Below are 21,232 nucleotides of genomic sequence, written 5' to 3' on the forward strand. Positions count from 1 at the left end.
TCTCCCGGAGCGGGAGAGGGATCAAAAAACACTGGGAGGAACCCGATGCGCCTGACCGAAGAACAGACCATGGTCCGCGACATGGCCCGCGCCTTTGCGCAGGATCGGCTCGCCCCAACCGCCGCCGAACGTGACCGCAGCGGCGCCTTTCCCAAGGCGGAATTGGCCGAGATGGGCGCGCTTGGCCTGCTGGGCATGCTGGTGCCGGAGGAGTTCGACGGCGCCGCGTCCGACCATGTCGCCTACGCGCTCGCCATCGAGGAAATCGCCGCTGGGGACGGCGCGGTGTCCACGATCATGAGCGTCCACAATTCGGTCGGCTGCATGCCGATCCTGAAATTCGGCACGGCGGAGCAGAAAGAGCGTTTCCTGAAGCCGATGGCGCGCGGCGAACAGCTCGGCGCCTTCTGCCTGACCGAACCGCAGGCCGGCTCCGACGCCTCGGCGATCAAGACCCGCGCCCAACGTGACGGCGATCATTGGGTTCTCAACGGAACCAAGCAGTTCATCACGTCGGGCGCCAACGCCGACGTCGCCATCGTCTTCGCCGTCAGCGATCCCGCAGCCGGGAAAAAGGGCCTGACCGCCTTCATCGTCCCAACCGACACCCCCGGCTACACGGTGGCGCGGACCGAGGACAAGCTGGGCCAGCACTGCTCCGACACCTGCCAGATCCTGTTCGAGGATTGCCGGATTCCGGCGGACCTGATGTTGGGGGCCGAAGGGGCGGGCTACAAGGTCGCCTTGGCCAATCTGGAAGGCGGGCGGATCGGCATCGCCTCCCAATCGGTCGGCATGGCGCGGGCGGCGCTGGACCACGCGGTGCGCTACGCCCAGGAACGCCAGAGCATGGGCGTGCCGATCATCCAGCATCAGGCGGTGGCCTTCCGGTTGGCCGACATGGCGACCCGCGTCGAGGCGGCGCGTCAGTTGGTGCTGCACGCCGCGTCCTTGCGCGACGCGGGCGTTCCCTGCATGAAGGAAGCGGCGATGGCGAAGCTGTTCGCCTCGGAAATGGCGGAAAAAATCTGTTCCGACGCCATCCAGGTGCATGGCGGCTACGGCTATCTGAACGATTTCCCGGTGGAGCGCATCTACCGCGACGTGCGCGTCTGCCAGATTTACGAAGGCACCAGCGACATCCAACGGCTGGTCATCAGCCGCGCGCTTGTCCAATAAGCCATTTCTCAAACCGCCATTTCTCAAACGGGAGGGCGACGGCATGACCGTCCTGAAGAGCGCCATCAACCCGCGCTCCGCCGAATTCCAGACCAACGCCGACGCCATGGCGGCGCTGGTCGCCGATCTGCGCCAGAAGGTCGCCGCCATCCAACAGGGCGGCGGCGCCAAGGCCCGCGACAAGCATCTGGCGCGCGGCAAGCTGCTGCCGCGCGAACGCATCCGGCAATTGCTCGACGCCGGGTCGCCGTTCCTGGAGCTGTCGCAGATGGCCGCGCACGAGGTCTATGACGAAAGCATCCCGTCGGCGGGCATCATCACCGGCATCGGCAGCGTCGCCGGGCAGGAATGCATGATCGTCGTCAACGACGCGACGGTGAAGGGCGGCACCTATTACCCGCTGACGGTCAAAAAGCACCTGCGCGCCCAGGAAATCGCCCAACAGAACAATTTGCCCTGCATCTATCTGGTGGACAGCGGCGGGGCCAACCTGCCCAACCAGGACGAGGTGTTCCCCGACCGCGACCATTTTGGCCGCATCTTCTTCAACCAGGCCACCATGTCGGCGGAGGGCATTCCCCAGATCGCCGTGGTGATGGGAAGCTGCACGGCGGGCGGCGCCTATGTTCCGGCGATGTCGGACGAGGCGATCATCGTCCGCAACCAGGGCACCATCTTTTTGGGCGGCCCGCCGCTGGTCAAGGCCGCGACCGGCGAGGTGGTGAGCGCCGAGGATCTGGGCGGCGCCGACGTCCATTCCCGCACGTCGGGCGTCACCGACCATTACGCGATGAACGACCCGCACGCCCTGGCGATGGCCCGGCGGGTGGTGACGAATCTCAACCGTTCCAAGCGCATCGACCTGGATTTGCGCGAACCGGAAGAGCCGCTGTTCACCCCCAGCGAACTCTACGGCGTCATCCCCAGCGACGCCCGCAAGCCGTTCGACGTGCGCGAGGTGATCGCCCGCGTCGTCGACGGCTCGCGCTTTGACGAGTTCAAGCCGCTTTATGGGACCACGCTGGTGACGGGCTTCGCCCACATCCACGGCTATCCGGTCGGCATCATCGCCAACAACGGGATTCTGTTCAGCGAATCCGCGCTGAAGGGCGCGCATTTCATCGAATTGTGCTGCCAGCGCCGCATCCCGCTGGTGTTCCTGCAAAACATCACCGGCTTCATGGTCGGGCGGAAATACGAGGCGGGCGGCATCGCCAAGGACGGCGCGAAGCTGGTGACGGCGGTCGCCTGCGCCAAGGTGCCGAAATTCACCGTGGTCATCGGCGGCAGCTATGGCGCCGGCAATTACGGCATGTGCGGTCGCGCCTATTCCCCGCGCTTCCTGTGGATGTGGCCGAACGCCCGCATCTCGGTGATGGGCGGCGAACAGGCGGCGGGCGTGCTGGCCCAGGTCAAGCGCGACGCGATGGAGGCCCAGGGCAAGCCCTGGTCGGCGGAGGATGAGGAGGCGCTGAAGGCCCCGATCCGCCAGAAGTTCGAGCGCGAAAGCCACCCCTATTACGCCAGCGCCCGTTTGTGGGACGACGGCATCATCGACCCGGCGGACACGCGCATGGTGCTGGGCCTTGGCCTGTCGGCCTCCCTCAACGCGCCGGTGCCGAAGACGCCCTTCGGCGTGTTCCGCATGTGATGGGAGCCGACATGAGCGACATCCTTATCGACATCGCCGTCAACGGCGTCGCCACCGTCACCATGAATCGGGGCGAGGTTCACAACGCCTTCAACGAGGGCGTGATCGCCGGGCTGACCGACGCCTTCCGTCGGGTCGGCGACAACCCGGAGGTCCGCGCGGTGCTGCTGCGCGGCGTCGGCAAAAGCTTTTCCGCCGGGGCCGATCTGTCCTGGATGAAGCGGATGTCGGGCTATTCCTATGAGGAAAACCTGACCGACGCGCTGGGGCTGGCGACCATGCTGCGCACGCTGGACGAATGCCCCAAGCCCACCGTCGCGGTGGTCCAGGGTCCGGCCTTTGGCGGCGGCGTCGGGCTGGTGTCGGCCTGCGACATCGCCATCGGCGTGGACACGGCCAGCTTTGCCCTGACCGAAGTGAAGCTGGGCATCATCCCGGCGGCGATCAGCCCCTACGTCATCGGGGCCATCGGCGAACGCGCCTGCCGCCGCTTCTTCCTGACCGGGGAACGGTTTTCAGCGGCGGACGCCCACCGGCTGGGCCTGCTGCACGAATTGACCAACGCCGACGGGCTGGAGGCGGCGGTTGAGAAGACCGTCAAGAACCTGCTCGATTGCGGCCCGACGGCGCAAACCGCCGCCAAGGAGCTGATCCGCGCGGTGGCCCGCCGCCCGCTGACCGACGCCGTGGTGCGCGACACCGCCGAACGCATCGCCCGCCAGCGCGCCAGCGCCGAAGGCAAGGAGGGCGTCGGCGCCTTCCTCGACAAACGCAACCCGTCCTGGCGGAGCTGAGAATCCCATGTCCCCAATCGCCATGTTCGACACGATCCTCATCGCCAACCGTGGCGAAATCGCCTGCCGGGTCATCCGCACCGCGCGGCGCATGGGCATCCGCACCGTCGCCGTCCATTCCGACGCCGACGCCCAGGCGATGCATGTCCAGATGGCCGACGAGGCCGTGCGCATCGGCCCGGCCCCGGTCGGCGACAGCTATCTGCGCGGCGACGCGATCCTGGAGGTCGCCAAGCGCACCGGCGCGCAGGCGATCCACCCCGGCTACGGCTTCCTGTCGGAAAACGCCGGTTTCGCGGCGGCTTGCGCGGCGGCGGGAATCGTCTTCATCGGCCCGCCCATCGACGCCATCCGCGTCATGGGGTCGAAGGCCGAATCCAAGCGGTTGATGGCCAACGCCGACGTGCCGCTGGTGCCCGGCTATCACGGGCAGGCGCAGGATTTCGCCACCCTGTCGGCGGAAGCCGAACGCATCGGCTTTCCGGTGCTGGTCAAGGCGTCGGCGGGCGGCGGCGGCAAGGGCATGCGCGTCGTGCGCGCCGCCGAGGAGCTGGCCGACGCGGTGGCGGGCGCGCAGCGCGAGGCCAAGGCGGCGTTCGGCGACGACAGTTTGCTGTTGGAAAAATACCTCGCCCGCCCGCGCCATGTCGAAATTCAGGTCTTCTGCGACACCCACGGCAACGGCGTCTATCTGTTCGAGCGCGATTGCTCGGTCCAGCGCCGCCACCAGAAGGTGATCGAGGAGGCACCGGCCCCCAATCTGCCCGACGATCTGCGCCGCCGCATGGGCGAGGCCGCCGTCGCCGCCGCCAAGGCGGTGAACTACGTCGGCGCCGGCACCGTCGAGTTTCTCTATGAGGATGGCGGCTTCTACTTCATCGAGATGAACACCCGCCTTCAGGTGGAACATCCGGTGACGGAGAAGATCACCGGCCTGGATCTGGTCGAATGGCAATTGCGCGTCGCCGCCGGGGCCGAACTGCCCCTGCGTCAGGAGCAATTGACCCGCAAGGGTCACGCCTTTGAAGCCCGCCTCTACGCCGAAGATCCGCAGCGCGATTTCCTGCCCGCCATCGGCACGCTGGTCCGCCTGCGCCCGCCCGCCGAAAACGATCATGTCCGGGTGGACACCGGCGTGCGCGAAGGCGACGCGGTGACGATGTTCTACGACCCGATGATCGCCAAGCTGATCGTCTGGGACGAGGACCGCGACGCCGCCCTGCGCCGTTTGCGCGTCGCGCTCGCCGCCTATGAGGTGGTCGGCGTCACCACCAACATCGGCTTTCTCGGCGCCATCGCCGCCCATCCGGCCTTCCGGGCGGTGGAGATCGACACCGGATTCATCGAACGGCACCGCGCCGATCTGCTGCCGCCGCCCGCCCCGGTGGACGACGCGGCGCTCGCGGTCGCCGCCCTGTCGGTGCTGCTGCGCCGCCGGGCCGAGGCGCAAGCCGCCCTGCGCGCCCGTTCCGACCGTCATTCGCCCTGGCTGCTCGCCAACGGCTGGCGGTTGAACGAGGAAAACCACTACGACCTCAGCCTGATCGACGGCGAGACGGCCCGCGCGGTGACGCTGCATTTCCGCAGCCACGGTTACGACGTCGTCGTCGATGGCGGCGCGGCGTTGTCGGCGGTCGGCGTCACGTACGAGGATGGCGCGCTGACCGTCAGCCTGGGCGGACGGCGGGTGCGGGCGACCGTGGTGCAGCAGGGGCTGGATCTGACCGTGCTGATCGACGGCGCCGTGTCCCGCCTGAAGCTGGACGACCCCAGCGCACGGGCGGCGGAGCAGGAGGGCGGCTCGGGCCGTCTGACCGCGCCGATGCCCGGAACCGTGGTCCGCGTGCTGGTCGAGGTCGGTCAGAGCGTGGAGGCCGGAACGCCGCTGATGCTGCTGGAAGCGATGAAGATGGAGCACACCATCAAGGCCCCCGCCGCCGGGGTGATTTCCGCCGTGAATTTCGCGGCGGGCGATCAAGTCTCCGAAGGCGTCGATCTGCTGGTTCTCGACATCCCGGAGGCCGCATGACCCGCTTGCCCCGTTTTGTCCGCATGGTCGAGGTTGGCCCGCGCGACGGCCTGCAAAACGAAAAGACCATCGTCCCGACCGCCGTGAAAATCGCGTTGGTCGAAAAGCTGGCCGACGCCGGTCTGGGCGTGATCGAGGCGGGCAGCTTCGTGTCGCCCAAATGGGTTCCCCAGATGGGCGACAGCGCCGAGGTCTTCGCGGGCCTCGCCCGCAAGCCCGGCGTCCGCTACGCCGCCCTCACCCCCAACCTGAAAGGGTTGGAAGGGGCGTTGGCCGCCAAGGCCGACGAGGTGGCGGTGTTCGGCGCGGCGTCGGAAAGCTTCAGCCAGAAGAACATCAACTGCTCCATCGCCGAAAGCCTCGACCGCTTCGCCCCGGTCATGGAGCAGGCCAAGGCGGCGGGCGTTCCGGTGCGTGGCTATGTCAGTTGCGTGCTGGGCTGCCCCTATGAGGGGGAGATCGCGCCGTCGGCGGTCGCCGAGGTCGCCGCCCGGCTCTACGCCATGGGCTGTTACGAAATCTCGCTGGGCGACACCATCGGAACCGGCACCCCGGCCAAGGCGCAGGCGATGGTCGCGGCGGTGGCCGAACGGGTTCCGGTGGACAAAATCGCCGTTCATTTCCACGACACCTACGGGCAGGCGCTGGCCAACCTGTACGCCGCCTTGGAATTGGGCGTGGCCGTGGTGGACAGCTCCGTCGCCGGTCTGGGCGGCTGCCCCTACGCCAAGGGGGCCTCGGGCAACGTGGCGAGCGAGGATGTGCTGTATCTGCTGAACGGTCTGGGGATCGAGACCGGGGTGGATCTGGATCGGCTGATCGCGGCGGGGGCGTTCATCAGCGACGCCCTCGGTCGGCCAACGGCGTCAAAGGTGGCCCGCGCTCGTGGTTGTGCGTGAGAGGTTCGCTCTCGACGTCGAAGGGCCGCGTCCTGACTGGGGCGCGGCCCTTTTGTTTTGCGCTTATCCGCCGACGGCTGGTTGCTGCTGGGTAATGCAGTGGATGCCGCCGCCGCCGCGCACGATGTCGAGGGCGTTGATCTGCACGACCTCCCGGTCGGGAAACGCCTTGCGCACCATGCGGAAGGCTTCGTCATCCGCCGCATCCTCGAAGGCGGGCATCACGACGCCGCCGTTGGCGATGTAAAGATTGGTGTAGGACAGGGTCAGACGGGCGCCGTTTTCGTCGCGGCGGGTCGGTTGCTGGACGGGGATGACCTCCAGCGCCCGCCCCTTGGCGTCGCGGGCGCGCTTCAGCCGGTCCAGATTGTCCTGAAACGCCTTGAAATTGGCGTCGCCCGGATCGTCGGTGGTGATCGCCATCACCACGCCGGGGCGCACGAACAGGGCGATTTCGTCGATGTGGCCGTCCGTCTCGTCATCCTGGTAGCCTTCGCCCAGCCAGATGATCGACGATACGCCCAGATGATCCATCAACTCCCGCTCAATCTCGGCCTTGCTCAGACCGGGATTGCGGTTGGGGTTCAGCAGGCATTGTTCCGTGGTCAGCAGCGTGCCTTCGCCATCGACGTGGAAGGAGCCGCCTTCCATCACCAGCGGCGCGGCAAAGCGCGGAATTTGTTTGTGATCGAGAATCAAACGACCGACGTCGCGGTCCTTGGCGCAATCGGGGTAATTGCCGCCCCAGGCGTTGAAGCCCCAATGGACCCCCGCCAAGCCGCCTTTGCCGTCAACGACGAAACTGGGGCCGGTGTCGCGCACCCAGGAATCGCTGATCGGCAGCGGCAGAATCGGCACGCCCGCCCCGCAGGCCAGCGAGGCTTCCGCCACGTCCGCCGGGTCGCAGACCATCGTCACCGGCTCGAACCGGGAAATGGCCTGCGCCACCTCGGCATACGCTTCGCACGCGGCGTCAAAGCTTCCTTCGGGCCATGTTTCCGGGCGGCAAGGCCACGCCATCCAGCAACCGCTGTGGCGTTCCCATTCTCCCGGCATCCAAAAGCCTTGGGCGGTTGGCGTCGTCATGCGTCGATCCCTCTACCCCGATGAAACCCATAATGGCGACGTGAAATCAGTCCCCTCACCCTAAACACGGGCGATGGACTTTGGCAACGTCGCCAAACAGACAAACACAATGCGCAATCGGGGGAATGGATCAAAAATGCGCGCCAGACAAGGACGCGGGCGGTCTTAACGACCGGACGGCGGGCGCAGAGCGCGGCGGGCCGTGACAGAACGGGACGACGAATAGCCAACCGACGGATTGCTGAAAAAACCAAGCCTAAGCATTGGGAACCACAGGAGCGCGCGCATGGCACGGCCTCATTTGCTGTTTACGATGGCGTCATCCTAGCAAAAGAGGCGCAAAATAGCCACCCGCTGCGGCGCAGATCTGCAACGCGGCGGGTGGTCAGAAACAAAATCATGTCCAGCCAACAGCTTAACCGCCTTGGATCGCCATCTGTTCGTCGCGTTTCCGCTGGCGATCTTGTCGGGCCATCACAATGCTGGCCACAAAGATGCCCGTGGCGACGACCAGAACCATCAGAGTCGCCAGCGCGTTGATCTGCGGACTGATGCCAAATTTGACGCTGGAAAAGATCACCATCGGCAAAGTCGTCGATCCCGGCCCCGACACGAAACTCGCCACCACCACATCGTCGAGCGACAGGGTGAAGGCCAAGAGCCAACCCGCCACCAACGCCGGGGCGATGATCGGCAGGGTGATGACGAAGAACACTTTGGCCGGTCGCGCGCCCAGATCCATCGCCGCCTCTTCCAGGCTGCCGTCCATCCCGGCCAGACGCGATTGGATGACCACCGCGACGTAAGACAGGGTGAAGGTGGTGTGGGCGATGGTGATGGTGGTGACGCCGCGACCGTCCGGCCAACCGATCGCCTGCTCCATCGCCACGAACAGCAGCAGCAACGACAGGCCGGTGATGACCTCCGGCATGACCAGCGGCGCCGTTATCATGCCGCCAAACAGGGTCCGCCCCCGGAACCGGCCAAAGCGCGACATCGCCATGCCCGCGCAGGTGCCCAAAATCACCGAGAAGGTCGCCGACACCGCCGCCACCCGCAAGGACAGCGCGGCGGCGGACAGCAGCGCTTCGTTGTTCAACAGTTCCCCATACCATTTGGTGGAAAAACCGCCCCACACCGTGACCAGCCGCGACTCGTTGAAAGAGTAGGTGACAAGCAAGGCGATGGGCACATAGAGGAAGGCATAGCCGAACCACAGCGCCCAAGACAGGAAACCGACGCGCTTCATCACCGTTCCTCCGCCTCGCGACCCTGGACATACTGGAAGATCATGATCGGCACCACCAGCACCAGCAGCAGCGCGATGGCCACGCCCGAGGCCACCGGCCAATCACGGTTGGCGAAGAACTCGTTCCACAACACCCGCCCGATCATCAGCGTGTCGGGGCCACCCAACAGTTCGGGCGTCACGAACTCGCCCACCGCCGGGATGAAGACCAACAAGGACCCGGCGATGATGCCGGGCAGCGACAGCGGCAGCGTGACCGTCAAGAACGCCTTCAACGGACGGCAACCCAGATCCGCCGCCGCTTCCAGCAGGGTCGGGTCCATTTTTTCCAGGGTCGAATAGAGCGGCAGCACCATGAAGGGCAGATAGCAATAGGTCATGCCGATGTAGACCGCCCAATCGGAATAGAGAATCTCCACCGGCCCGCTGGTGATCCCAGTCCATTCCAACAGATTGCTGATGACGCCGTTGCTCTTGAGGATGCCGATCCAGGCGTAGATGCGAATCAGGAAAGACGTCCAGAAAGGCAGGATGACCAGCATCATCAGCGGCCCACGCCGCGCCGGGTCGGCCCGCGCGATGGCGTAGGCCATGGGATAGCCGATGGCCAGACACAGCAGCGTCGTCACCAGCGCGATCTTGACCGAGTTCAGATAGGCCAGAATGTAAAGATCGTCGCCGGTCAGCCGCAGATAATTGGTCAGATTCAGCAGGATCTGGAGCTTCGTCGTCCCGGATTCCTCATCGGTCAGCCAACCGACCAGCGGCGCGTAGGGCGGCTGAGCGATGATGGACTCCGAAAAACTGATGCCAAAGACAATCAGGAACGGCACCAGGAAGAACAGCAGAAGCCACAAAAAGGGCATGGCGATCACCACGCCACGCCCCCACAGGCCCAACCGACTGAGGGCCGAGACGACCCCCCTCATTGCGCCAGCACCACGCCGGCGAAGGGCCGCCAGCTCAAATAGACCTCATCCTCCCAGGTGATCGGCATCTCCGTGCGTCGGGTGACGTTGGGCGCGGTGACGCGCACCGTCTTGCCGGTCGGCAGTTCGACCAGATAGATCGACACGTCGCCCAGATAGGCGATTTCGCGAACCACGCCCTTGGCGCTGTTGCGCCCAACGGCGTCCGGCGATTCCTCCTTGGACAGGGCGATTTTTTCCGGACGGATGGCGACGGCCACCGGCGTTCCGGTTGGGGCCGGGGTGGCGTGGCTGATGTACAGCTCGCACCCCGCCTCGTCCGACGCGATCAGCGCGTGATCGGCGGTTGATTCCACCACGCGGCCATCGAACATGTTGATCGAGCCGATGAACTCGGCGACGAAGCGCGAATGGGGATATTCGTAAATCTCGGTCGGCGTCCCCACCTGGGCGATGACGCCATGGTTCATCACGGCGATGCGCGACGACATGGTCATCGCCTCTTCCTGGTCATGGGTGACGACGATGAAGGTGACGCCGAGCTTTTCCTGAATATTCACCAACTCGAACTGAGTCTTTTCACGCAATTTCTTGTCGAGCGCGCCCAGCGGCTCGTCGAGCAGCAGCAGTTTCGGCCGCTTGACCAGCGACCGGGCCAGCGCCACACGTTGCCGCTGACCGCCGGACAATTGATGGGGCCGCCGCTTGCCAAAGGCGCCGAGTTGGACCATCTCCAACATCTCGGCCACCCGATCACGGATCTCGGCCTTCGGCACATTGTCCTGTTTCAACCCGAAGGCGACGTTCTGTTCCACCGTCATGTGCGGGAACAGGGCGTAGGATTGGAACATCATGTTGACGGGCCGCTCATAGGGCGGAATGCCCGACATGTCGACGCCGTCGATGAAAATCTTGCCGTCGGTCGGCTGCTCGAACCCCGCCAGCATGCGCAGCAGCGTCGTCTTGCCGGATCCCGACCCACCGAGAAGCGCAAAGAATTCGTTCCGGTAGATCGACAGGCTGACCTCATCGACGGCGACGAAATCGCCAAAGGTCTTCGTCACCTTCTCAATACGGACATAGGGCGCCTGCCCGGCATCCTGCCAGGGTTCCAGACGGGTGGGTTTGCGAAGCGGCTGACCGGCCATCCAGAGTCCTCAATCAAGGCGACGCGCCCCAGCCGGTCCCCGGCATCGGAGGCCGACTGGGGCGCAAAGGCGCGTTACAAGGAAGCGGGTTTACTTGCCGGTCTTGACCTTGGTCCACACGCGGGTGCGGGCGCGGTCGGTGGCCTGCTTGACCGGCCTCAACGAGAACAGCTTCAGCTTGCTGTCTTCGGGCAGGAAGATGCCGGGATTGCCCTTGATGTCGCCGTCAACCGCCGCCAACGAGGCCGGAACGGCGTTGGCGTAACGCACCGTGTTGGAGATCTTGGCGGTGTTCACCGGATCCAGGATGAAGTTGATGTATTCATAGGCGCCGGCCTTGTTGGGGGCGTCCGCCGGAACGGCCAGCGTGTCCCACCACACCTGAACGCCCTCCTTCGGCGTCACATACTCCACCTTGGCGCTCTTGGCCTCGGCGGCGCGGGCGGCGCCCTGGATGGCGTCGCCGTTGTAGGCCATGACGACGCAGGCGTCGCCGCCCGCCAGGATGTTGATGTTCTGGCCGGTGACGAATTGCTTGATGTAGGGGCGAACCGCCATCAGCGTCTTTTCGACCTTCTCCAAATCCTCCTTCTTTTCAGAATTCGGATCGAGGCCGAGATAGTTCAGCACCGACGGGATGACGTCGATGGCCGAATCCATGATGGTGATGCCGCAGGCGGCGACCTTCTTGGCCACCTCCGGCTTGAAGATCAGATCCCAGGAATCCAACGCCACGTCGGGGGCGACGGCCTTGATCTTTTCCGGGATGACGGCGATGCCGACGGTGCCGCCCAGATAGGGAACCGCGTATTTGTTGCCGGGATCGGAGTTTTCCAGCAGCTTCAGAACCTTCGGATCGAGATTCTTGATGTTGGGGATCTTGGTCTTGTCGAGCGGGCCGACGACCTTGGCCTGGATCAGGCGCGACAGGGTCGGTTCGGCGGTCGGGACGATCACGTCATAGCCGGACTTGCCGACCAGCACCTTCTGCTCCAACAACTCCAGACTGTCGTACAGATCGACCTTCGCCTCAGCCCCGGACGCCTTGGTGAAGTCGGCCAGGGTCGTTTCACCCAGATAATCGTTCCAGATGTAGATGTTGACCGGCTTTTTGGCCTGGGCCATGGCCGGACCGGCGATGGCGACCGCAGCGACCGCGCCAAGGAGGCTAAGAGCGAATTTTTTCATTGAGATGCCCCGACCTGTTCGTTGTCTTTCCGGGTGGCGTCGCGTTCCCCACGGCGTCCCCAACGCGGGGGCTATTGCACCCGTGCATGGGCGCCTTGTCAACGGTTTGAGCGGCCATCCCTGAACAATCACAACGGCCAAGCCACGCGCGGCCCATCGGCGTCACGCTTGCCTGCGCCTGGACCGACGCCCACGGCCACAAGGCCCCGCCAGCGCCTTATCCCACCTGATACGCCCGCCCATAGCGCCGCTCCAAATGCGCTTGCGCGAACTCGAACACCAAAGACATCATCCAGTAAATAAACGCCGCCGTCAGCAGCATTTCAACATAGCGGTAGCTGGAACGCCCATAGGATTGGGCTAGGAAATTGATTTCCCACAGCCCGGTCACGGAAACCAGCGACGAATCCTTCAGCATGGCGACGAATTGCGCGCCGGTCGGCGGAATGGCGAAGCGAGTCGCTTGGGGAAAGATGATGGTCCAGGCGATCTGAAAACGCGACAAGCCCAGCGCGGCGGCGGCCTCGCGCTGGCTGGCCGGAACCGCCTGGACGCTGGCCCGGAAAATCTCGGTCAGATAGGCCCCGTAATTGAGCGACAGGGCCAGAACGCCGCACGGAAAGGCCGCAGGAACGGCGCCGATCTGCGGCAAGCCCAGATACAGCAGCAGGATTTGAACCAGCAGCGGCGTTCCCCGGAAAAAGGAACCGTAGAAGGTGGAAACCCCATAGGCCAGCGGATTGCCCGACAACCGGCCCATGGTGGCCGCCAAACCGATCAGGATGCTGAGGAGAATCGACAGGGCGCAAATCAGCAAAGTCAACGCCGCGCCCTGAAGAAATCCCCCCGGCGTCAGGTGAAGGCCAAGAAGAAACGGCAGCTTGTCCAGAATCAGCGAAAGCTTCAGGTTGAAATTCTGGAAGAACAACGCCAGCAGCGCAGCCAGACCAACCCAAACGGCGATCACCCCAACGCGAAACCCCCGCCCTGCGCGACCGCCGCCGCTCCACCCCGCCCTTGGACCACCCGCCATAACCGCTCCACCCATGACCGCGTTGGTTGATCGCCGTCGATCACCCCGTGATGTCGACGCCAATCCACTTTTTTGAGATCGCCGTCAACGTCCCATCGGCCTTCAACCCCTCGATGATCGCCTTCACCTTCGCGCTCCAGGCGGCGTCGCCCTTTTCCACGGCGACCCAATTCGGTTCGACATAGAGCTTGTCGGACACGATCTTGAAGGTTCCGGTCGCGTCGATCCGCTCCTTGGCGGTGACGATGTTGGTGATGACGCCGTCGACCCGCTTGCCGCCGCCCAACGCCAGATCCTGGAAGGCGACCGTTTCCGTTTCATAGGGAACGACCGTGACCTTGTCGAACGGGAAGGTCGGCTGTTCGGCGCCGGGCGCCGGAATCTTCAAGGTCTTTTGCAGGTAATTTTCATAGGACGCCCCGGCCTGGACGGCGATGGACTTGCCGGAAATGTCGCTGATTCCCTTGATCCGCGTCTCATCCTTGTGCACCGCCAGAACGGCGGGCGAATCGTAATATTTGACCGGGAAATCCAGCACCTCGGCCCGCTCGGCGGTCGGCGTCATCGAGCAGATGCAAATGTCCCAGCGGCCATGCCAGTTGCCCGCCGCGATCACCTCCCACGCCGGGGTGTCGATGGACAGCTTGACCCCCAGCTTCGCGGCGAGCGCCTTGGCGACGTCGATGTCGAAACCGGCCAACTCGTTCTTGTCGTTGATGAAGGAGAAAGGCGGATAATCGTTGAGCAGAACGAGCTTGAGTTCGCCCTTTGCAAGAACGCGGTCAAGAATCGCCCCGGCTTGCGCGATTGGGGCGACCGCCTGCGCGGCGATCAGGAGAGCGGCGGTCATCAGGAAACGGCGAAACATACACTTTATCCTTGTTGATACACGGCCTGGGAAGAGAAATTCTCTACTTTTCCCATATTGATTGTCAACCGGCAAAGACTCGGCTATGGACGGACGCCCTGACGATGGAGCGAGACGATGGCGAAAAAGACCCTGATCCTTGACGGCGGAATGGGGCGCGAGTTGCAGCGCGTCGGCGCGCCGTTCCGGCAACCGGAATGGTCGGCCCTGGCGCTGATTGAAGCGCCCGATTTTGTGGAACGCGCGCACGCGGCCTTCGCCGAGGCCGGGGCGGACGTTCTGACCACCAACAGCTACGCGGTGGTTCCCTTTCACATCGGCGAGGAACGGTTCGCCGCCAGCGGACAAGCGTTGGCGGATCGGGCGGGCGCCGTCGCCCGGACGGTCGCGGCGCGCCACGGCGCTCATGTCGCCGGATCGTTGCCGCCGGTCTTCGGCTCCTACCGCCCCGATCTGTTCGATCCGGCGCAGGTCGGCGCCATCCTGCGGGTTCTGATCGCTGGCCTGTCTCCGCACGTCGATCATTGGTTGGCCGAAACGCAAAGCGCCATCGCCGAGGCCGTGGCCGTTCGCCAAGCCTTGGGCGACGATCCGCACCCGCTGTGGCTGTCCTTCACCTTGGACGACACCGCCGCCGACGCGGTCGCGGCGGGGCGCGCCGCGCCGACGCTGCGGTCGGGCGAACGCGTCGCCGACGCCGCCCAGGCGGCGCTGGATCTCGGCGCCTCGGCGCTGCTGTTCAATTGCAGCCAACCGGAGGTGATGCAGGCCGCCGTGCAGGAGGCCCATGGCGTGTTGGGATCACGGGACGTCGCCATCGGCGTCTACGCCAACGCCTTTCCTCCACAGCCGAAGACGGCGACCGCCAACGACGGGTTGGATCCGATCCGCGAGGATCTGGATCCGCCCAACTATCTGGACTGGGCCAAGCGCTGGGTGGACAGCGGCGCGACCATCGTCGGCGGCTGCTGCGGCATCGGTCCCGACCACATCGCCGCGCTGGCGCGCAGCTTCAAGGCCACGGCCTGAAAAAGCCGCCGTCGCCCGAACCCCGGCGTCCAGCGTCTTGTCCCGGCGCAGGGCCAACCCAAGGCTTCGCGTCAGGGGCGGAACCAGCGGGCGGGCGCGAAAGCGATCCCGGTCCAGATCGCCCGCCACCGTGACCAAGGGCAGGATCGACCGCCCCAGCCCGGCGGCGACCAGATTCTTGATGGCCTCCACATTGCCAAGCTCCATCACCGGGCGGGGCTGGCAGCCGCCCGCAAGAAACCAGGCGTCGATCACCGCCCGCATCGTGCCGCCGCGCTCATACAGAATCAGCGGCGCGGCGGCGGCCTCCGCCGGATGGAGAGCGCCGTTCTCCTCTTCCGGTTCCGTTCGCCGGGGATCGACCGCGACCAACATTTCGACGCACACCGGCTCGATGAGCAGACTGGGCCGGGCGGCGGGCAGCGTGACCAGCGCCAGATCCAGGGTTCCAGCCTCCACCCCGTCCAGAATCTCCGGCGTGTCGCCGGTAACGACGATGATCTCCAAACCGGGGTGATCGGCGCGCAGCGCGGTCAGGATCGACGGCAGACGGTAAATGCAGGCGGTCGCCCCGGTGCCGATGCGCACCCGGCCAAAATCCCCGGCGCGGTGGCGCGTCATGTGGGCCACCGCCGCGTCCGCCTCGTCGCGCAAACGATGGACGAAGGGCAGCAGATCGCGACCGGCGGCGGTCGGCAGGGCGCGCTTGCCCACCCGCTCAATCAGACGAACGCCGAAGCGGTCCTCCAGATTGCGAATCTGCATGCTGACCGCCGGTTGGGTCAGGCCAAGCCGGGCGGCGGCCTCCGTGAAGCCGCCATGCTCCACCACCATCGCGAAGGTCAGAAGCTGATCGAGGTTGACGCCGCGCATACCGCTAGTTTTCCTTATGATTTCGATCAAATCAATAAATTTGCCTTTTCCAGCCGCCCCGCCGACTTTGGGGCCATGACGCACGCCCCCGATTCCCCCGCTCCCCTTTGGCTGTTGGCGCTGTGCGTCAGCCGCTTTGGCGCGTCGTTGGCCTTCATGGTCCACGCCGGAACCTTGAGCGCGACGCTGCCCGCCTGGGGCATGAGCGGCGGCGAGGCCGGGGGCATCCAGACCAGCTTCAACATCGGCTACGCCCTGTCTCTGGTGCTGTCCTCGTGGTTCGCCGACACTCTGGGAGCCAAGCGGGTCTTCTTGTGGTCGAACTGGGCGTCCGCCGCCGCCGGGTTGGCCTTCGCCCTGTTCGCCCGCTCGCCGGACAGCGCGTTTTGGCTGTTTGGGCTGCTGGGGTTGACGCAGGGCGGGACCTACGCCCCGTCGATCATGCTGGTGGCGCAGGGCGTCGCCGCCGACCGGCGCGGCGCGGCGGTCGGCTGGCTGTTGGGGGCCGGGTCGCTTGGCTATTTCGCCTCCATCGCGCTGGCCGCCGATCTCAGCGAGCGGGTCGGCTATGAGGCCGCCTTTTGGGTCTGCGGCGTCGGTCCTCTGCTGGCGGCTCTGGTCGTCACGCCGGGGCTGCGCGGACGGCCCAACCGCGTCATCGGCGCGCGCCAGGGAGGCTTGCGCGACGCCTTCAGCTTTCTGGCGGATCGTCGCTCCCTCCTGCTGACCGCTGGTTACACCGCTCATGCCTGGGAGTTGCTGGGCATGTGGGCGTGGTTGCCCGCCTTCCTGACGGCGGTCCTCGCCGCGTCGGACGGCGCCGCTGTGCCGGGTTTGTGGATCGCCGGGGCCATTCATCTGTCGGGGTGCCTGTCGTCGCTGACCATGGGGCGGGCGTCCGATCGGTTGGGGCGGCGCGCCGTGCTGGTGGCGATGGGGGCCATGGGCGCCGTCTGTTCGTTGAGCATCGGCTGGATGGAGACGCTGCCGGTCTGGTTGATTCTGCCGATGGCGGCGCTTTACGGTTTCTCGGCGTTGGGCGATTCCCCGGTTCTGTCCACCGCGATGACCGAGGCGACGCCGCCGGGCAGCCTGGGGGCGGCGTTGGCCGTACGGTCCATCCTTGGCTTCGGGGCGGGCGGCGTCGCGCCTTTGGCCGTCGGCCTGGCGCTGGACGGCGCCGGATCCGGGGGCGATTTCGTCTCCGGATCCGGTTGGGGCTGGGGGTTCGCCCTGCTGGGAATCGGCGGCGTCGCGGCGACTCTCTGCGCCGCCCTGCTGGCCCCCGACCGCCCCGCCTCCCCTTCCCTCTCTCACCTTCGGAGTTGATCGACGTGACGTTCGCCCTGACCATCCGCCCCTCGCGCGACGAGGACATTCCGACGATCACCGCGCTGTACGGCCACCATGTCCGCACCGGCACCGCGTCGTTTGAGGAAATCGCCCCCGACGAGGCCGAGATGGCCCATCGCCGGGCCGAGATTTTGGCGCGCGGCCTGCCCTATCTGGTGGCCGAATGCCAGGGCCAATTGGCCGGTTACGCCTATGCCGGGCTGTATCGGACGCGCAGCGCCTACCGCTTCACGCTGGAAAATTCGGTCTATGTCGATGCCGGAATGGCCCGGCGGGGCGTGGGGCGGGCGTTGATGGATCCGTTGATTGAGATTTGCGAGGCCGCTGGCTACCGCCGGATGATCGCCGTGATCGGCGACAGCGCCAACCACGGCTCCATCGGCCTGCACGGCGCCTGCGGCTTCCGCCACGTCGGCGTGCTGCCAGCGGTCGGCTTCAAATTTGGCCGCTGGCTCGACGGCGTCCTGATGGAACGCCCGCTGGGCGACGGCGGCGACAGTTTGCCGGTTGAACGGCGCGCCTGCCCGGCTCAGTCGTGAACCAACAAATCATCCTCGACCAGCGGACGGCGCGGCGCGACCGCCGGGGTCGGCGACGGCAAGTCCAGCGGCGGGATGCGGACCTCGACCGGCGGCAACGATCCCGGAACCGGACGGCCCAGATCCAGAACCGCCAACAGGGTCAGAGCGGCAAGCGCCACCGCGACGACCAGCAAGCGGCGGTCAACCCCGTCCACGGCCTTCGCGGCGTCCCGGTGGTCCCTGTCCAGCAAAGCCATGGCCTGATCTCCATCCTGCGATCGTTGGTCGGTGTTGGCAGGAAGCTTGATCGATGAGGCAAAAAGCCACAATGTGGCTTTGACGCAGCCAGCCTTCGGATAAACCGAAGGCTTGTGGCTTCAACCATCGGGGGGCGGCCTTGCGCTTCGATCTGACCGACCTGCGGCTGTTCTTGCACGTCGCCGAAACCGGCAGCATCACGGCGGGGGCGGAGCGCAGCGCCATGGCGCTCGCCTCGGCCAGCGCGCGCATCCGGGGGATGGAGGACACGCTGGGCATTTCCCTGCTGGAGCGCGGGCGGCGCGGCGCGCGCCCGACCCCGGCGGGCCGCGCCGTGGTCCACCACGCCCGGCTGGTGCTTCACCAGCTTGAACGCATGCGCGGCGAGTTGAACGAGTACGCCAAGGGGTTGAAGGGCCATGTCCGCCTCTTGTCCAACACCGCCGCGATCAACGAGTTCCTGCCCGACGCGCTCGCCGTTTTCCTCGCCGCCAACCCCAACATCGACATTGATCTGGAGGAGCGCGCCAGCCACGCGATTGTCGAGGCGGTGGCCGCCGGGTTGGCCGATCTGGGCGTCGTCGCCGACATGGTCGATCTCGGCGGGTTGGAAACCCGGCCCTTCCGTTCCGACCGGCTGGTTCTGGTGGTGGCGAAGGATCACCCGCTGGCCGCCCAACCCAGCGTGGCGTTCGCCGACATCCTGGACGAGCCGTTTGTGGGGCTGAGCACCGGCAGCGCGTTGCAGGAGTATCTGAACGCCCACGCCGCGCGGGCCGGGCGCAGCCTGTCCTTCCGGGTGCGCGTGCGCGGTCCCATCGCGCTGTGCCGGGTGGTGGAACGCGGCGTCGGCATTGGAATCGTCCCGGAAACGGCGGCCCTTCGCGCCGCCGAATCCTCGGCGATTCAGGTGGTCTCCCTGTCTGATTCCTGGGCGCCGCGCCTGCTGGTCCTGTGCGCCCGACGCTTCGACGATCTGTCGGCGCACGCCCGGCGGCTGGTCGAAGAGCTGACCACGCCCGCCCCGGCAAACCCGGTTTCGCCCGATTAGTCAGACATACTGTCGTTAATTTGTCGTCGAATTGTCAGCGTTACGGTGGTACTACCAGCAAAACTCTAAAACAGGAGAGCACCACCATCATGCGGACGGCGACCAAGGATCTGGCGGGCGACATGCGCAAGCAACTGGCTGAGCTTGTGCGCAGCCGGGTTCCGAACGCACGGGCGGAACAATTCGTCCAGCGCTTCTACGCCAACGTTCCCCCCGACGACCTGTTGCGGGCGACGTCCGAGCAGCTCTATGGGGCGGCTCTGGCGATGTGGCAATGGGGTCAGCACCGGCAACCCGGCGCCGCCCGCGTGCGCGTCTATTCGCCCCGACTCGACGAGCATGGCTGGCAATCCGACCGCGCCGTGGTCGAAATCGTCAACGACGACATGCCCTTCCTGGTCGATTCGGTGACGGCGGAGCTGAACCGTCAGGGCGTCACCGTCCATCTGGTGATCCACCCCGTGGTGCGTGTGGCCCGTGACGCCGATGGCAAATTGGACAGCCTGCTGGAGCCGGGCGAGGCGCGCGACGGCGCACGCGACGAATCCTTCATGCACTGCTCGATCGACCCGCAATCCGATCCGGCTGTGCTCGCCCGCCTGCGCGATGGTTTGGAACGGGTGCTGACCGACGTCCGCGCCGCCGTGCAGGATTGGGAGCCGATGCGCGCCCGCGTCGCCGCGTCGCAAAATGATCTGGCCAAGGCCCCGGATCCGGCGGAAGCCGCCGAAGCCGCCGACTTCATGGCTTGGGTCGACGCTGGCAACGTGACGCTGCTGGGAAGCCGCTATTACGTGGTGACAGGCGATGGCGCGTTGGATGAACCATTGCTGGATTTGGTCGAGGGCAGCGGCCTGGGCATGCTGCGCGACCCGGAAACCACCGTGTTCGACGAACAGGGCCACGCCGCCACCCTGCCCGCCGAAATTCGCGCCTTCCTGCACCAACCGCGCCCGCTTCTGGTGACGAAGGGCACCCGGCTGGCCACCGTTCACCGCGCCGTGCCGCTCGACACGGTGCTCATCAAGCGCTTTGACGAGGACGGGCGCGTCGTTGGCGCGCTGCTGACCGTCGGGCTGTTCACCTCTGTCGCCTACAACCGCAGCCCACGCGAAATTCCGTTCCTGCGCCGCAAGGTCGCCGACGTGATGACCCGCGCCGGATTCGATCCGCAGGGTCATGACGGCAAGGCTCTGCTGAACATTCTGGAAACCTACCCGCGCGACGAGCTGTTCCAGATCCAGGTCTCGGAACTCTACGACACGGCGCTTGGCATCCTGCATTTGCAGGAGCGTCAACGGTTGGCCTTGTTCGTCCGCCCCGACCCGTTCCAGCGTTTCGCCTCCTGCCTGGTTTTCGTTCCGCGCGACCGCTACGACACCAATCTGCGCCGGAAAATCCAGCGCATTCTGGAGGCGAGCTTCAACGGAACCTGCGCCTCTTATCACACGCAATTGTCTGAAAGCGCCTTGGCGCGGCTGCACCTCATCATTCGCACCGAACCGGGACGGGCGCTCACGGTCGATGTCAGCGAGTTGGAAGCCCGTTTGGTTCACGCCGCGCGCGGCTGGAGCGACCATTTGCGCGACGCCCTGATCGACGCGCACGGCGAAGAGGTGGGCAACGCCCGACTGCGCCGTTACGCCGACGCCTTCCCGGCTGGCTACCGTGAGGATTTCACCGCCGAGGCGGCGGTCCACGACATTGAGCGCATCGAGCAGGCGACCGCGCAGCAGCGGCTGGGGATCACCCTGTTCCACCCGTTGGAGGCGGAGGAGGACGAACTCCACGTCAAGATCTACCACCAGGGCCGCCCGGTCCCGCTGTCCGACGTGCTGCCGATGTTGGAGCACATGGACCTGAAGGTCATCACCGAGCAGCCCTATGAAGTCGCCGCCGCTGGGGCCGACGCGCCGGTGTGGATCCACGACTTCGCCGCGCGCAGCCAAACCGGCGCCGCCATCGATTGCGCGCAAGTGAAGGAGATCTTCCAAGAGGCGTTCGCCGCCGTTTGGGATGGTCGGATGGAGGATGACGGCTTCAACCGCCTGATCCTGCGGGCCGGACTGACGGCGCGGGAGGTGGTGGTGCTGC

General features: G+C 65.8%; 17 protein-coding genes and 2 pseudogenes. 10 read left to right on the forward strand and 9 right to left on the reverse strand.

The window, feature by feature from the left end; genetic code table 11:
- Positions 1 to 45 precede the first annotated feature (45 nt).
- Genes ACODS4_RS23075 through ACODS4_RS23095 form a run of 5 tightly spaced genes read left to right on the forward strand, consistent with a single transcriptional unit; the run spans position 46 to position 6,552 of the window.
- Positions 46 to 1,179 (forward strand): acyl-CoA dehydrogenase, encoded by a 1,134-nt coding sequence (locus tag ACODS4_RS23075; RefSeq protein ID WP_488867979.1) that lies wholly within the window; start codon positions 46 to 48, stop codon positions 1,177 to 1,179.
- A 43-nt stretch (positions 1,180 to 1,222) separates the two neighbouring features.
- A complete protein-coding gene (locus ACODS4_RS23080; RefSeq protein WP_488867981.1) occupies positions 1,223 to 2,830 on the forward strand; it encodes a carboxyl transferase domain-containing protein in 1,608 nt (535 codons plus the stop codon).
- Positions 2,831 to 2,841: 11 nt separating this feature from the next.
- Positions 2,842 to 3,624, forward strand: coding sequence for an enoyl-CoA hydratase/isomerase family protein (locus tag ACODS4_RS23085; protein WP_488867983.1), 783 nt, complete (start codon positions 2,842 to 2,844; stop codon positions 3,622 to 3,624).
- A gap of 22 nt (positions 3,625 to 3,646) precedes the next feature.
- A complete protein-coding gene (locus ACODS4_RS23090) occupies positions 3,647 to 5,653 on the forward strand; it encodes an acetyl/propionyl/methylcrotonyl-CoA carboxylase subunit alpha (protein ID WP_488868011.1) in 2,007 nt (668 codons plus the stop codon).
- A complete protein-coding gene (locus tag ACODS4_RS23095) occupies positions 5,650 to 6,552 on the forward strand; it encodes a hydroxymethylglutaryl-CoA lyase (RefSeq protein WP_488867985.1) in 903 nt (300 codons plus the stop codon). The genes ACODS4_RS23090 and ACODS4_RS23095 overlap by 4 nt, the downstream gene beginning before the upstream one ends.
- Positions 6,553 to 6,615: 63 nt before the next feature.
- On the opposite strand, the gene ACODS4_RS23100 is transcribed toward ACODS4_RS23095, so the two are convergent.
- The 7 genes from ACODS4_RS23100 to ACODS4_RS23130 all read right to left on the reverse strand — a co-directional run bounded on the left by ACODS4_RS23100 (position 6,616) and on the right by ACODS4_RS23130 (position 14,053).
- The gene (locus ACODS4_RS23100; protein ID WP_488867987.1) at positions 6,616 to 7,638 is read right to left on the reverse strand and encodes an agmatine deiminase family protein; all 1,023 of its coding nucleotides are present in this window, start codon (positions 7,636 to 7,638) and stop codon (positions 6,616 to 6,618) included.
- Between the two features lie 415 nt (positions 7,639 to 8,053).
- Entirely contained in the window at positions 8,054 to 8,887 is an 834-nt protein-coding gene (locus ACODS4_RS23105) for an ABC transporter permease subunit (RefSeq protein WP_488867989.1), read from the reverse strand.
- On the reverse strand, positions 8,887 to 9,816 hold the full coding sequence (locus ACODS4_RS23110; RefSeq protein WP_488867991.1) for an ABC transporter permease subunit: 930 nt from the start codon (positions 9,814 to 9,816) through the stop codon (positions 8,887 to 8,889). Before ACODS4_RS23110 ends, ACODS4_RS23105 begins: the two co-directional genes overlap by 1 nt.
- Positions 9,813 to 10,964 (reverse strand): ABC transporter ATP-binding protein, encoded by a 1,152-nt coding sequence (locus ACODS4_RS23115; RefSeq protein WP_488867993.1) that lies wholly within the window; start codon positions 10,962 to 10,964, stop codon positions 9,813 to 9,815. The genes ACODS4_RS23110 and ACODS4_RS23115 overlap by 4 nt, the downstream gene beginning before the upstream one ends.
- Positions 10,965 to 11,054: 90 nt before the next feature.
- A complete protein-coding gene (locus tag ACODS4_RS23120) occupies positions 11,055 to 12,152 on the reverse strand; it encodes an extracellular solute-binding protein (RefSeq protein WP_488867995.1) in 1,098 nt (365 codons plus the stop codon).
- A 217-nt stretch (positions 12,153 to 12,369) separates the two neighbouring features.
- The gene (locus ACODS4_RS23125) at positions 12,370 to 13,119 is read right to left on the reverse strand and encodes an amino acid ABC transporter permease (protein ID WP_488867997.1); all 750 of its coding nucleotides are present in this window, start codon (positions 13,117 to 13,119) and stop codon (positions 12,370 to 12,372) included.
- 106 nt (positions 13,120 to 13,225) lie between these two features.
- Positions 13,226 to 14,053: a transporter substrate-binding domain-containing protein gene (locus ACODS4_RS23130; RefSeq protein ID WP_488867999.1), complete on the reverse strand. Its 828-nt coding sequence runs from the start codon at positions 14,051 to 14,053 to the stop codon at positions 13,226 to 13,228.
- Positions 14,054 to 14,170: 117 nt separating this feature from the next.
- On the opposite strand from ACODS4_RS23130, the gene ACODS4_RS23135 reads away from it, so the two are divergent.
- Positions 14,171 to 15,082: a homocysteine S-methyltransferase family protein gene (locus tag ACODS4_RS23135; protein WP_488868001.1), complete on the forward strand. Its 912-nt coding sequence runs from the start codon at positions 14,171 to 14,173 to the stop codon at positions 15,080 to 15,082.
- A 12-nt stretch (positions 15,083 to 15,094) separates the two neighbouring features.
- Here the strand turns inward: ACODS4_RS23135 and ACODS4_RS23140 are convergent.
- Positions 15,095 to 15,955, reverse strand: a pseudogene (locus ACODS4_RS23140) (LysR family transcriptional regulator); the annotation flags it as partial.
- 75 nt (positions 15,956 to 16,030) lie between these two features.
- Between ACODS4_RS23140 and ACODS4_RS23145 the strand changes: the two are divergent.
- Both ACODS4_RS23145 and ACODS4_RS23150 read left to right on the forward strand, forming a co-directional pair.
- A complete protein-coding gene (locus ACODS4_RS23145; RefSeq protein WP_488868003.1) occupies positions 16,031 to 17,284 on the forward strand; it encodes an MFS transporter in 1,254 nt (417 codons plus the stop codon).
- A gap of 5 nt (positions 17,285 to 17,289) precedes the next feature.
- The gene (locus tag ACODS4_RS23150; RefSeq protein ID WP_488868005.1) at positions 17,290 to 17,847 is read left to right on the forward strand and encodes a GNAT family N-acetyltransferase; all 558 of its coding nucleotides are present in this window, start codon (positions 17,290 to 17,292) and stop codon (positions 17,845 to 17,847) included.
- Here the strand turns inward: ACODS4_RS23150 and ACODS4_RS23155 are convergent.
- Entirely contained in the window at positions 17,838 to 18,086 is a 249-nt protein-coding gene (locus ACODS4_RS23155) for a hypothetical protein (RefSeq protein WP_488868007.1), read from the reverse strand. The genes ACODS4_RS23150 and ACODS4_RS23155 overlap by 10 nt on opposite strands.
- Positions 18,087 to 18,226: 140 nt before the next feature.
- Between ACODS4_RS23155 and ACODS4_RS23160 the strand changes: the two genes are divergently transcribed.
- Positions 18,227 to 19,138 carry a LysR family transcriptional regulator gene (locus ACODS4_RS23160; RefSeq protein ID WP_488868009.1) on the forward strand — a complete coding sequence of 304 codons (912 nt, stop codon included), beginning with the start codon at positions 18,227 to 18,229 and terminating at the stop codon, positions 19,136 to 19,138.
- A gap of 89 nt (positions 19,139 to 19,227) precedes the next feature.
- A pseudogene (locus ACODS4_RS23165) lies at positions 19,228 to 21,232 on the forward strand (NAD-glutamate dehydrogenase); the annotation flags it as partial.

The organism is Azospirillum sp. FG154 (genome assembly GCF_057809575.1).

What these genes read in the sequence shown, in the direction of transcription:
- ACODS4_RS23130 (WP_488867999.1), bottom strand. Translation starts at nt 14,053, where the DNA reads ATGTTTCGCCGTTTCCTGATGACCGCCGCTCTCCTGATCGCCGCGCAG.
- ACODS4_RS23155 (WP_488868007.1), bottom strand. Translation starts at nt 18,086, where the DNA reads ATGGCTTTGCTGGACAGGGACCACCGGGACGCCGCGAAGGCCGTGGAC.
- ACODS4_RS23090 (WP_488868011.1), top strand. Translation starts at nt 3,647, where the DNA reads ATGTTCGACACGATCCTCATCGCCAACCGTGGCGAAATCGCCTGCCGG.
- ACODS4_RS23120 (WP_488867995.1), bottom strand. Translation starts at nt 12,152, where the DNA reads ATGAAAAAATTCGCTCTTAGCCTCCTTGGCGCGGTCGCTGCGGTCGCC.
- ACODS4_RS23100 (WP_488867987.1), bottom strand. Translation starts at nt 7,638, where the DNA reads ATGACGACGCCAACCGCCCAAGGCTTTTGGATGCCGGGAGAATGGGAA.
- ACODS4_RS23080 (WP_488867981.1), top strand. Translation starts at nt 1,223, where the DNA reads ATGACCGTCCTGAAGAGCGCCATCAACCCGCGCTCCGCCGAATTCCAG.
- ACODS4_RS23085 (WP_488867983.1), top strand. Translation starts at nt 2,842, where the DNA reads ATGAGCGACATCCTTATCGACATCGCCGTCAACGGCGTCGCCACCGTC.
- ACODS4_RS23145 (WP_488868003.1), top strand. Translation starts at nt 16,031, where the DNA reads ATGACGCACGCCCCCGATTCCCCCGCTCCCCTTTGGCTGTTGGCGCTG.
- ACODS4_RS23115 (WP_488867993.1), bottom strand. Translation starts at nt 10,964, where the DNA reads ATGGCCGGTCAGCCGCTTCGCAAACCCACCCGTCTGGAACCCTGGCAG.
- ACODS4_RS23110 (WP_488867991.1), bottom strand. Translation starts at nt 9,816, where the DNA reads ATGAGGGGGGTCGTCTCGGCCCTCAGTCGGTTGGGCCTGTGGGGGCGT.
- ACODS4_RS23095 (WP_488867985.1), top strand. Translation starts at nt 5,650, where the DNA reads ATGACCCGCTTGCCCCGTTTTGTCCGCATGGTCGAGGTTGGCCCGCGC.
- ACODS4_RS23135 (WP_488868001.1), top strand. Translation starts at nt 14,171, where the DNA reads ATGGCGAAAAAGACCCTGATCCTTGACGGCGGAATGGGGCGCGAGTTG.
- ACODS4_RS23075 (WP_488867979.1), top strand. Translation starts at nt 46, where the DNA reads ATGCGCCTGACCGAAGAACAGACCATGGTCCGCGACATGGCCCGCGCC.
- ACODS4_RS23105 (WP_488867989.1), bottom strand. Translation starts at nt 8,887, where the DNA reads ATGAAGCGCGTCGGTTTCCTGTCTTGGGCGCTGTGGTTCGGCTATGCC.